Genomic DNA, 11,160 nt, shown 5'->3' with positions numbered 1-11,160 from the left:
CGAGGTGGTTACGAGATGACCACTGCTATTGTAGCTTTTGAAATGCCGGTTGACGGGGCGTGGGCCAAGGCGCTGGCCAAGGAGATGTTCGCCGAGGTCGGCCTGACCACCATCACTAACGACGACGAGGACAGCGTGTTCCTCCACGACGAGACCAACGGCGGCTTCGTTGACTTCGGGCTGAACGGGGACAGGGGCGTGGCCCTCTACGCCACCTCCGGGTGCCGTCCCAGCCGGGATGGGACCGACCCGCGCACAACCCGCACCAGGCCCCAGTGGGAGACAGACATCCCCCGCTACAGGCCACCCACCACCACACCAGCACCAGTCATGCCCGCCCCTGGTCTCACGTCTAGCCCTGGCTGACCTGGCCGGAAGACAGCGAGGACCCACACCTCACCTCATGCCCACAGAGCAGGAAGATGATAAAGGTACAAACGAAGGTACAAACTGGGTTGGCTCAACCACCGGTCCAGACCCGCCACGACACGCCGACACCTGCTCGCAACCATCACACAAACTCGCTCTGACCTGCGCAAACACCATACGCCGAGACGCCACGACAAGATCGGGCGCTTTGAGAGACCGAACCTCTTCTCAGGAGCGTACTCCCACGCTACAATAAGACGCATCTCACCCCTCTATCCCCCGAGCCGAGGTTCCCATGAGTGACACAAGCATCGACACAGACGAGGTCGCCACCGCCAGTGGGCGCTTCAGGACAGAGGCGGTGCCCGAGGCCGAGAACGCCAAGACCAATGTTGACACCCTGAGCATTAACCAGCTCTCCCAAGGTAAGTGGGGCAGCGAGTCAGGACCGACCGACTTTCGAAGCAAGTACCACTCCTACCTTTCCAGCCTGAAGAACACCCTGACCATTCTCCAGAAGGAGCTGGACGATTTCTCTGTCGCTCTGGCCAAGACTGCAAGCTCCTTCGACACCCACGAAGAGGACATTGTTGAGCAACTTCGCTCCATCTACACGCAGCTCACGTCGGACAACAGGCTCCTTAACCCGCCTCGCATAATCACGTCAATCCACTATAGCGACCCGAACGACATTCCAATGAACGCCCCGGAGAGCCCGCTGTACGCCCCACAGGCTCGCATGGGGCTGCCAGGCGAGATAGAAACGACCGAGCCGACTGACTAGCGCACTCACTCAAGCATCTCACACGGACCCTAGATCCCGCTGGGTCAGCGCTCCACAGGAGCACACAACATTGACGCTCCCTTTACAAGCCATCTCCGCAGGTTTACCCAGAAAGCAAGAAGTATGAGCAGCTACTCCCGGCTCATGGCCGTTATCGACCCCAGCAACTACGACGACTCCGCCGACAACGACGCGGCGACGTCGGCCCTGAATGCTCTTGAGGAGTGCGCCACTAAGGCCCAGGCGATCCTCGACTCAATGAAGAACTCTGACAACCCTGCTATCGGCGGCCCCCTGGAGGTCGCCGTCTCCGCCTGGGTAAACGACTACATCCGCCGCATCCGGGAGCACAAGACGAACCTGGAGACCGCCCGGAGCCACTACGCCACCGCCCGCGCGGCAATGAAGACGGCCGCCGTGCAGGCCCAGGCCCTACCCACCGACAGTGCCATCAACGAGTACTGCAATACTATTACCGGCAACGATACTGGAAATACCAGCACGACTAGCGGCACTAACACCACCAGCAACACTAGCGGAGACGGTGGTTTCAGTACGGTCGTCGTTGCGGGATTAATCGTAGGAGCCGCAGCCTACGAGTGCGGGTTGATTCTGCAGCAGTCGGCCGAGCGTGAGAGGCTTGCCAAGGAGTACCTCGACACCATGAACAGCACCATGACCACGGAGGCGACCAACCTTCTGACGCCTCCCTCCGGGGACTCTCCCTGGGGAAGCCCAGACACCGGCTACGGGGCCGCCTACACCGGCGGTTCCCGTTCCCCCGGGGGCCTGGGCGGTCCTGGCGGCGCAGGAGGCACGGTGCCCGCCCCGGACCTGGCGGGCTCGGTCACGTCACCACCTCCCGCCCTGGGCGGGGCGATCCTGAGCAACCGTACCCCGGAGACCAGCATGCGTGACTGGGTCTTCCCTGCACCTGGTGAGCCGGGCAGCCGCAGCAACCCCATTACAGACCCCGAGCAGCTCAAGGGACTGGATCTGCTGCACACGCCTGTTAACCAGCGTATGACCTCCGACGGCCCAGTCGGCGGGCACCTGCCTCCGCCGGTGGACAACGTCTTTGACCCCGCCTGGCGTACCGGCTTCCTCGGTCAGGCCCTCGGCGGCCGTACTAGCGCCGGTGACCTGGCCATGGCGGGCGGCGTCATCGGCGCGGGGGCTGTCGCCGCCGTGGCCCGCAGCGGTATGAGCGGCCTGGCCGGCCTGTCCGCCACAGGAGCAGGAGGCCTGTTCTCCCGGGTCCCCGGCGGGGGCATCCTGTCACCCTCGTCCACGGCGGCCGCTCGGGGAGGAACAACGGGGATGGTGCCTCCCCTCATGGGCGGAGCCCCGGCGAGTACGGACTCCGGCAAGACAGCGGGCTCCAAGGGCAAGGGAGCAGCGGGCCACACCGGGCAGGACACCAAGAAGGACGACAAGAAGCGTCAGAGGAAGCGCAAGGGCCACATCCTGCGCCCGCAGGACGCCGCCCCCGAGATGGTAGACGGGCAGGCGCAGGGCGCTGGCAGCCTCAACGACCTGCAGCCCATTGAGACCCAGGAGGACGACCGGTGGTGAAGGCCCCGGCCACCGGCAGCAGCTCCTGAAGCGTTTCAGGACCGCGGAGGGGTCCAGGCCAGCTGGGCCATGACCAGCCCCAGGTCCCGGGAGACCACCTGGGCCCGGCCCGGCGCTGAGCGCACCGGGCGGACCCGACCGACGACCACGCCCTCGTCAGGGCTGCCTGACAGCAGGATCCCGGTGGCCCCCAGCTCGGTCATGGCCTGGAGGATCGGCTCGTAGGCGGCCCGCGAGGCCCCACCCATACGCCGGGTCACCAGGACGTGCAGGCCGACGTCCCGGGCCTGGGCCATGAACGGCTGCAGGGGCAGCAGCGGGCTGCTACCCGGGGACGCGGCCACCAGGTCGTAGTCGTCCACCAGGATCCACACCTCTGGTCCCGTCCACCAGGAGCGGTGGCGCAGCTGCTCGCTCGTCACCTGGTCCCCCGGCATACGCTCCTTGAAGATACCCGTCAGGCCACCGATCTGATCCTGGGCGGCCTCGCGTGTGGTCAGGTAACCCGCCAGGTACTCCTCAGGGATCTCCCCCAGCAGCGTACGACGCACGTCCACCACGAAGATCTGGGCCTCCCGGGGCGTGCACAGGCGCGTAATCTCCCTGGCCACCGAGCGCAGGAAGGTCGTCTTACCCGACTTGGAGTCACCGAAGAGGTACATAAAGGGCTCGGTGCGCGGCCACATGACCAGCGGCCCCAGGCGGGACTCCTCCACCCCCAGCAGGATCGGCGCCTGGGGACCCCGGGCCCGGCGGTCCACGCCGGGCAGGGCGGCGACCTCCTCCAGGGTGACCCGCTCGGGCAGCAGCCGCAGCCTGGGCCCGAGACCGGCCGGGGCAGCCTGCGCTATACGCTCCAGGGTGGTCCGGACGCCCTGCCCCAGGGTGTCCGGGTCGTGGTCGCCGTCGGCACGCGGCAGGGCCACGAGGATCTGGTGCCCGCCCGCTCCCACGCCCCGTCCCGGGCGCTCCTGCGGGACCGCCTCCGCCACCTTGCGACCGAAGCAGGACTCGCCGGCGTCCCCCAGGTGCATCTCCAGCCGGGTACTCACAATGTCCTGGATCTGCTGGCGCATGTCATTCCACCGCTGGGTGCTGACCACCAGGTGCACCCCGTAGGTCAGGGCCCGCGCCATCATCTTCTGGATACGCATGTCCACGTCGTCAAGATCGGCCCTGAGGCTGCCCCAACCGTCCACCACCAGGAAGACGTCCCCGTAGCCGTCGTCGAACCGCCCCTGGGCCCGGCCCTGGCGGTAGGTGGCGATCGAGTCGATCCGGTTAGCCCGGAAGTAGCGCTCCCGGTCCGTTAAGATCCCCTCGATCTCCGCGAGCATCCGGTTGACCATGTCGACACGGTCCCGGGTGGCCACGCCCGCCACGTGGGCGGCGCCGTCAAAGGCCGTGAAGGTCCCGCCCCCGAAGTCCATAATGTAGAACTGCACCTCCTGCGGGGTGTGGGTCAGGCTCAGCGCCATGACCAGGCTGCGCAGCGCCGTCGACTTGCCCGTCAGCGGGCCTCCGACCACGGCCACGTGGCCGTTGGCCCCGGACAGGTCCACCTCCAGCGCCTCCCGCCTCTGCTCCAGCGGCAGGTCCACCACACCCAGCGGCACCCGCAGGCGCCCCCGCTCACGCCAGGACATGGAGACCAGGCCCAGGCGGGGGACCAGCGCCAGGTCCGGCATGAGGGAGTCCATGGTGTCGGGCACCTCCAGGGGCGGCAGCCACACCTGGTGCGCGGGCGTGCCCTGACCTCGCATGCGGGCTACCGCGATATCGATCTCGGTCATGCCCTCCCAGCGCTCGTCCCCCGCCACCACCGGGACCGCACTGGGCTCCTCCTGGCTGGGGGCCGGGGGGCTCTCCAGCTCCAGCACCGGCGTGGTGGTAAAGGGCAGGACCTTGATCGCCGCCGTCGGGGCACCTGCCCCCACCCGGCTGACCACCCGGCGGGCCGGCGGGGGAGTCGCCACGTAGGAGGCCCGGAAGCGGATCAGCTGGTCCGTACCCGGCTTGAGGTAGCCCACGCCGGGGAACGCCGGCAGCTCGTAGGCGTCCGGCACCCCCAGGACGTCACGGGACTCCGGGGCGGAGAAGGTCCGCAGGCCGATCCGGTAGGACAGGTGGGAGTCCAGTCCCTTCAGGCGCCCCTGCTCCAGGCGCTGGGAGGCCAGCAGGAGGTGGATGGACATGGAGCGCCCCAGGCGTCCGATCGCCACAAAGAGGTCAGCGAACTCCGGCTTGGCGCTCAGCAGCTCGGAGAACTCGTCCAGGATAATGAACAGGGCAGGCATTGGGGGGAGGGAGTGGCGCCCCGCCAGCCGGTCCGCCTCGTAGTCCGAGACGTTGGCGTAGTTGCCTGCCTGGCGCAGCAGCTCCTGACGGCGCACCATCTCCCCGCGCAGGGCCTCCTGCATACGGTCCACCAGGCCCAGCTCGGACTCCAGGTTGGAGATCATGGCCGAGACGTGCGGCAGGTCGGCCATGCCCGCGAAGGTGGCCCCGCCCTTGAAGTCCACCAGGACGAAGTTGAGCTGCTCCGGGGGGTGGGTCAGGGCCATGGCCAGCACCAGGGTGCGCAGCACCTCCGACTTGCCCGAGCCGGTGGCCCCGATGAGCAGGCCGTGGGGCCCCATCCCCATCTGCGCGGACTCCTTAATGTCCAGGAGCACCGGGGCGCCCTCCGGGGTCACGCCGAAGGGGACGCGCAGGCGGTCGCGCCCCTCCCGCCGCCTCCACTGGACCTGCGGGTCGAAATCGCGGATATCACCGATGTTCAGCAGCTCCATGAGGTCCACGGAGCGCTTGGGGTCGGACTGGCCCTCCGGGGCCTGGGAGTCGGGGCGCTCCTCCTCGCTCCAGGGCGCCATGCGCCGGGCCACGGCCTCGGCCTGGGCGACCCCCACGACATCGGGTACCGCCAGGGACGGCTTGCGGTCCCTGAAGACGACCTCCATGGTGCCCTGGTCCGTCCGGGCGCCGGGGCGCATAAGCAGGCGCACGGTGGTCGGGGAGGTCAGCGGCCCCCAGGAGGTCATGAGGCGCACCACGCTCACCCCGGCCGTGCCCTCGGAGGAGCCCAGGCGGGTACCAGCTGGCAGGGCCACGCCGTCGACCACCAGCAGGGCGTGCGGCCAGGGCGTCATGGCGTCACGGACCTGGAACGGCGGCCGGGTGGTGACGTCCTCCCCCAGCAGGTCGGCGAGCTCCACCGGATCCGTGGTCACCATGCGGGCCCCGCCCAGGGCGTCACTGACCTGTGTGGACCGGGCGTGCGGCAGCCACTTGACCCACTCCCACTGGCTGCGGTGCTCCTGGGCGCACAGCACCGCCACCCGCAGCAGGGCGGGGGACACGAAGGTGGCCAGGTGGCAGACCATGGCGCGTACCTGGGCCCGGGCGGCGTCCGGCTCACCGCACACCTCGACCAGGCCGAACTCATTGAGCATGACGCCGCAGGGCACGTCGTCCAGGCTGGAGTGGGTGGCCAGGAACCGGCTCATGGCGGAGTGGCAGACCACGTCCGGGTTGGCCAGGGCAGGCAGCTCAGGCTTCACCAGCTCCATGGACAGCTCCTGGGAGGAGGAGCCCATGCGCACGTTGAGGAGGTCGGGCGCGCTGGCCTCCCGCTCCCACAGCCGCCTGCCGTCCTGGGCAATGAGCACCAGGGCGTCCGGGTCCGGCAGGTACCAGCTGGTGAAGGCGCGCTGGCGGGAGGCCACCTCCCGTACCGTCTCACGTACCTGCGCCAGCTGGCCCAGGTACTCCCGGCGCAGGTTGCCGACGGTGCGGTGGTGGGTACTGACCTGCCGGTAGACGTTGAAGCCGACCATGGTCACCATGGCCACCACCATGACCCCGGCCATGAGCAGCATGCGCGTGTTCTGCCCCTGGGACATGGCCATAAAGACCATGACCCCCATGGACCCCATCATGGGGATGACGGTGACCAGGATATTGCCCACCCCAGCGGGCTCGGCCCGGTCAGGCGGGGTGGTCAGGGGAATCTGCCCGGTCGGGAGCTCGGGCTTCCCAGCAGGGTCACTCTGGGCGGGTTGGGCTGTCATCGCATCCTCCTGGTCCACGGGCACGGCGCTCCGACAGTGTGATCCTAGCGTCAGCAGGGCGGGGTGAGTCATACTAGCGTTACCAGCGCGAGCCCCCGGCCGACCCAGCCCAGGGCGAGCCCACCCTGCTCCTACTCCCTGACCGGACGGAGGTCCCATGGCCGTACCTCTGGCCTGCGCCACCGTCCTGGGCACCACGGGACGCCAGGACGTCTCCGTACCGTCAGGCACCACCGTGGCCGGCCTCATGGCCATGCTCAGGATCGACCTGACCGACGGGGTCGTGCTCACCCGCTCCGACGGCGTCCCGGCCGACCCCGGCAGCGTCATCGGCGCCGACCTGCCCTCCGGCGTCGTCCTGAGCGTCAACGACTCCCGCGAGTCCTCCCCCAGCGCCCAGCGCTCGGCGGCCCGTCAGAGCCGGGACGCCTGGTTCCGGCCCGTCCTGGTCCTGACCGTGCTCCTGGGCCTCCTGGGACTGGCCGAGGCCCTGACAGTGGTCATGCCCCTGAGAGGAGTGTGGCAGCCGCCAGCCCGGGTGCGCCTGGGAGCGGCCGCGCTCACGGCGGGCGGGATCCTGGCGCTCATGCGCACCTCGAGGGCCCGGCGGACCCCCTGGCTCCTCATGGTCCTGAGCCTGCTGCTCGGTGCGGCTGCCACGGGCCTGATCACCCCGGCCTCGTCGCTGGCCCCCTCCCTGCTGGCACCGGTAGGGGCCGTAGGGGCCCTGACCGGCTGCCTCCTGCTGTGGCTCCTGGGCGGTGACGTGGTGGCCAGCACCCTGGCAGCCGTGTGGGGAGCGGTGACGGCCCTGACCCTGGCCCTGTCCTGGACGGGCACCCCGCTGAGGGACCTGGCGCCGGTGGCCCTGGCCCTGGCCGTCCTGGCCTGCGTGAGCGTGCCCGCCCTGGCCCTCAAGGTGCCTGACACCCAGCTGCTGGACCTGCCCCTGGTCACCACCTCCGCCACGACCGTCCGCGCCCCCGAGGTCAGGGCCCCGTCACGGATCACCGCCCCGCGCGTCAACCGGACCCTGAGGGAGGCGTCCCTGCGTGCCGACACCCTCCTGACGGTCTTCTGCCTCCTGGCCTGCGTCAGCGCCCCGGCGACCGCCTCGCTCATGGAGACGTCCACCTGGCCGGGACGCTGCGCGATCGCCCTCATGGCGACCGCGACACTGGCCATGGCGGTGTTCCCCCGCAACCGTCGGGAGAGGTGCTCACGGATCCTGCCGCGGGCCAGCGCCCTGGCCCTCCTGCTCGCCGCCTCCCGCTCGCCCGCCGTCACCAGGGTGCTGGACGCCCAGGGGCTCGCCGTCGTCCTGCTGGCCACCGGGCTGGTGGTGGTGGGCGGCTGCCTGCTGGTCACCCGGGGCGAGGCCTCGGCCCTGGTGGGGCGGGTGGCCGACCTGCTGGAGTCCTTCTGCGTGCTGGTGGTGCTGCCCTCAGCGGTAGTGGCCGCTGGCCTGTTCGACCTCATCCGGCGGGTGGCCTCGTGAGCCCGGCCTCAGCCACGTCACGGCTCCTGGCCCTGCTGGTGGACGCCCTGGTACTGCTGGCAGCGGGACTGGTGGGCTGGGCGCTACTGGACTCCCAGGTGCTGGCGGCCATGACCGCGGTGGAGGCGCTGGCGGTGCTCACCCTGGTCCGGGCGGTGACGGGGCGCTCCCCCGGGGCCCTGGCGACCCGGACCGCGATGGTGCGGGCGGGGACGCAGACGGCCCCGGGCCTGTGGCCCGCGCTCGCCAGGCAGGCCCTGCTCGTGGCCCTGGGGCTGACGGTCCTGGGTCCGGTGGTCACGGTGGCCCTGAGCCGGGACGGCCGGGACTGGGTGGACCGGCTGCTGGGGACGGGTGCGGTCGACCTGCGTGAGCGCCACGACCCCACGCCCCAGGAGGTCCTGGTCAATATCCCCACCTCCCAGGGCGTTCCCGAGCCCCAGGCCTCCCCCGCCCTGGCCTGGCAGGGGCCTTCACACCCCGGGCGCCCGGTGGGGCCTGGCAGCTTGGTGGGCCTTGGTAGCCCGGTAGGTGAAGGCGGTCTGGCGGGGCTGGGGCCCGGGCGGGCAGGACCTGAGCAGACCGGGCCAGGTCAGGTGGGCTTCCCGACAGGACCAGGTCAGGTGGGACCGGGTCCGGAGCCTGACTGGGCGAGCCCCAGGACGGCCCCGGTGGCGCCGTCCCATCCGGGTCCCGCGGCGTCGCGCCCGGATCCCGCGGCGCGCCCCTTCCTGCCCGAGCCTGTCGTGCCGCTGTCCCCCACCCCGGGCGGGCTGCCCTCGCCAGTACCCCAGCCCCTCTCACCGACTCCGCCAGCCCCGCCCACCCGTCCTGAGGCAGCAGCGTCCCCCGAGCCGGTACCGGATGAAGAGCCAGCGCCAACCGTGGGGCCGGCACCAGTCGTAGGGCCGGAGCCGGACGTGCCTCCCGCTGCTCCCGCACCGCAGGACCCGGCGGCCCAGCTGCCTGCGGAGACACCACCTGCTCCCGCGGCGCGGCAGCCTGGTCCCGTGAGGCCACCGCAGCTGGCCCCGGTGGCACCGTCCCTACCGGAACCGGTCGAGCAGCCGACGCCGGTGCTCCAGCCGCTCCCCCTCGTGAGCGCACCCTCCTCGGCCTCCCCCGCTGCACCAGCGCCCGGCACACCCGACGACGCCCCCTCCGAGCCGGAGCAGGCCCCACCGGCGTCCGGCACACCGGACGACGCCCCTGACCTCGCGCAGACTCCTGACGATGACGCCGACGTTCCCGCTGACCACGACGTCGCCCTCGAGCCGGAGCAGGCCCCACTCCACGATCAGGAGCACAGCGCCCCCAGCCCGCAGGATCCTCCCCCGACCCGGGAGCCCTCCCCCGACCCGGCGCCTCCCCTCGACCCGGCGCCCGCCCCCATCTCAGGGTCTTCCCCCGCAGCAGCACCCCTGGCGGCCCAGGAGCCCCGGGAGGAGCCTGACGCGGACCAGGCCCACCGGCCTCCGGCTCAGGCACCCACCCAGGCGGGCCCGATCCCCTACCTCGTGGTGGACTCCGGTGAACGTCTTCCTGTTGACGGCACGGTCCTGGTCCTGGGGCGGGCACCGTCGACCTCTGAGCCGGGTCAGCGTCTGGTGACCCTCAGTGACCCCACCCGCTCCCTGTCCCGCACTCACCTGCGTGTGGGGTGCAGTAAGCACGGGGTCTGGGTGGAGGACGCCTTCTCAGCCAACGGCACCCACGTACGCATGCGCGACGGGGCGAGCTATTTCCTTCCTCGTGGTGAGCGGGTTGAGGTCCCGTTCGGCACCGTCCTCCTTCTGGGCGAACGCAGGCTGACGATTACCACGGACCTGCCGCGGAATCAGTAAGTAGCGGCTTCACGCGGCCCGTTAGTAAAAGAGTAGTTCTGACCGCCCCGGGTCAGCGGCCCACATGAGGACGCCGCCCCACCTAGGCGGGACGGCGTCCGGTCTGAGACTCGCACGGGCCGAATAACAGCCCCGGGATCACTGGAAGCGTGCGGCGTTGGCCTGGTCCGTAGAGCTGTAGGACTGGTTGGCCTGATCAACCAGCTGGCTGATCTGGAGGAGCACCTGACGCATATCGTCCATGCCCTCGGTCCACTGCTGCTTGGCGGTAAGGTAGGCCTGCTGGGCCTCACCGTCCCAGTTGGTCTGAAGCTGACGGAGGTCGGCGTCCATGGAGTCGAGGGTGGACTGGATGCCGTTGGCGCCGTCGCTCAGGTCGGTCGAGGCGGTGCTGAGGCTGGCGTAGTTGACCTTGAGGTCCATTTTGTTTCTCTCCTTGCGTGAGGTGTCAGCGGAGCCGGCTCGCGAGCTTGTTGAAGATGGCCTCCTGGTCCTGGTCCGTGGCGTCGTAGTCCTGCTGGGTCCTACGCAGGTTCTCCTCGAACTGGATGAGTGCGTTGTTGACCTTGCGGGTGTCCTCGTTCCAACGGACCATGAGGGCCTGGAAGGCCACCGCGGCGGAGCCCTGCCAGTTGGAACCGATTGCGAGAATCTGGCTCTCGACCTGCTTGATGCGTCCGTCGAGCTCCTGTCGGGTGGTGGCGACGGTGTTGGCGCCCCTGAGAATGGCGCCCTCAGCAGCAGAAACCATGCCTGCCATACTGTCCTCCATAGGGTGGGGTGGGGTACGAACGACGCCTGGGGTAGGTGCGTCCGGCTGATGCCACCAGGTTAGTCAAGGAATGACGCCGTGTCCAGAGTATTTCACCAGGACGACCGAGCTACGAGAGGCCCGGTGAGCCCCTCTCGCACCCGCTCAGGCCCTCTCGCACCCGCTCAGGCCCTCTCGCACCCGGTCAGGCTCAGGACCTGCGGAGGCAGCGGATCCACCGGGCCCTCAGGCGACGTTCCGATTGCCAC

The 11,160-nt window shown here is 69.7% G+C and carries 8 protein-coding genes; 5 read left to right on the top strand and 3 right to left on the bottom strand.

Annotated elements, in window-relative coordinates; all coding sequences use genetic code 11:
• Nucleotides 1–15: 15 nt before the first annotated feature.
• From JJJ15_RS10320 to JJJ15_RS10310, 3 genes are all read left to right on the top strand, one after another.
• Nucleotides 16–366, top strand: a complete 351-nt coding sequence (locus tag JJJ15_RS10320; protein ID WP_200510676.1) for a hypothetical protein — start codon at nt 16–18, stop codon at nt 364–366.
• A 298-nt stretch (nt 367–664) separates the two neighbouring features.
• On the top strand, nt 665–1,153 hold the full coding sequence (locus JJJ15_RS10315) for a hypothetical protein (protein WP_200510675.1): 489 nt from the start codon (nt 665–667) through the stop codon (nt 1,151–1,153).
• A 123-nt stretch (nt 1,154–1,276) separates the two neighbouring features.
• The gene (locus tag JJJ15_RS10310; protein WP_200510674.1) at nt 1,277–2,728 is read left to right on the top strand and encodes a hypothetical protein; all 1,452 of its coding nucleotides are present in this window, start codon (nt 1,277–1,279) and stop codon (nt 2,726–2,728) included.
• A gap of 35 nt (nt 2,729–2,763) precedes the next feature.
• On the opposite strand, the gene eccCa is transcribed toward JJJ15_RS10310, so the two are convergent.
• Entirely contained in the window at nt 2,764–6,798 is a 4,035-nt protein-coding gene (gene eccCa / locus JJJ15_RS10305; protein ID WP_106108576.1) for a type VII secretion protein EccCa, read from the bottom strand.
• Nucleotides 6,799–6,955: 157 nt separating this feature from the next.
• On the opposite strand from eccCa, the gene JJJ15_RS10300 reads away from it, so the two are divergent.
• Both JJJ15_RS10300 and JJJ15_RS10295 read left to right on the top strand, forming a co-directional pair.
• Nucleotides 6,956–8,296: a hypothetical protein gene (locus JJJ15_RS10300; protein ID WP_200510673.1), complete on the top strand. Its 1,341-nt coding sequence runs from the start codon at nt 6,956–6,958 to the stop codon at nt 8,294–8,296.
• A complete protein-coding gene (locus JJJ15_RS10295; RefSeq protein WP_200510672.1) occupies nt 8,293–10,140 on the top strand; it encodes an FHA domain-containing protein in 1,848 nt (615 codons plus the stop codon). Before JJJ15_RS10300 ends, JJJ15_RS10295 begins: the two co-directional genes overlap by 4 nt.
• Nucleotides 10,141–10,278: 138 nt before the next feature.
• Here JJJ15_RS10295 and JJJ15_RS10290 read toward each other — a convergent pair whose 3' ends face one another.
• Both JJJ15_RS10290 and JJJ15_RS10285 read right to left on the bottom strand, forming a co-directional pair.
• A complete protein-coding gene (locus JJJ15_RS10290; protein WP_106108572.1) occupies nt 10,279–10,563 on the bottom strand; it encodes a WXG100 family type VII secretion target in 285 nt (94 codons plus the stop codon).
• Nucleotides 10,564–10,588: 25 nt separating this feature from the next.
• Nucleotides 10,589–10,900 carry a WXG100 family type VII secretion target gene (locus JJJ15_RS10285; protein ID WP_246742027.1) on the bottom strand — a complete coding sequence of 104 codons (312 nt, stop codon included), beginning with the start codon at nt 10,898–10,900 and terminating at the stop codon, nt 10,589–10,591.
• Nucleotides 10,901–11,160 lie beyond the last annotated feature (260 nt).

Source organism: Actinomyces sp. HMT897, assembly GCF_016626125.1.
Classification (GTDB): Bacteria; Actinomycetota; Actinomycetes; order Actinomycetales; family Actinomycetaceae; genus Actinomyces.
The sequence above is the reverse complement of the archived record's forward strand: the minus strand, read 5'-3'. Positions and strand labels throughout refer to the sequence as shown.

Excerpts from the sequence above, each read along its gene's own strand:
- JJJ15_RS10320 (WP_200510676.1), top strand. The coding sequence starts at position 16 with ATGACCACTGCTATTGTAGCTTTTGAAATGCCGGTTGACGGGGCGTGG.
- eccCa (WP_106108576.1), bottom strand. The coding sequence starts at position 6,798 with ATGACAGCCCAACCCGCCCAGAGTGACCCTGCTGGGAAGCCCGAGCTC.
- JJJ15_RS10300 (WP_200510673.1), top strand. The coding sequence starts at position 6,956 with ATGGCCGTACCTCTGGCCTGCGCCACCGTCCTGGGCACCACGGGACGC.
- JJJ15_RS10285 (WP_246742027.1), bottom strand. The coding sequence starts at position 10,900 with ATGGCAGGCATGGTTTCTGCTGCTGAGGGCGCCATTCTCAGGGGCGCC.
- JJJ15_RS10310 (WP_200510674.1), top strand. The coding sequence starts at position 1,277 with ATGAGCAGCTACTCCCGGCTCATGGCCGTTATCGACCCCAGCAACTAC.
- JJJ15_RS10315 (WP_200510675.1), top strand. The coding sequence starts at position 665 with ATGAGTGACACAAGCATCGACACAGACGAGGTCGCCACCGCCAGTGGG.
- JJJ15_RS10290 (WP_106108572.1), bottom strand. The coding sequence starts at position 10,563 with ATGGACCTCAAGGTCAACTACGCCAGCCTCAGCACCGCCTCGACCGAC.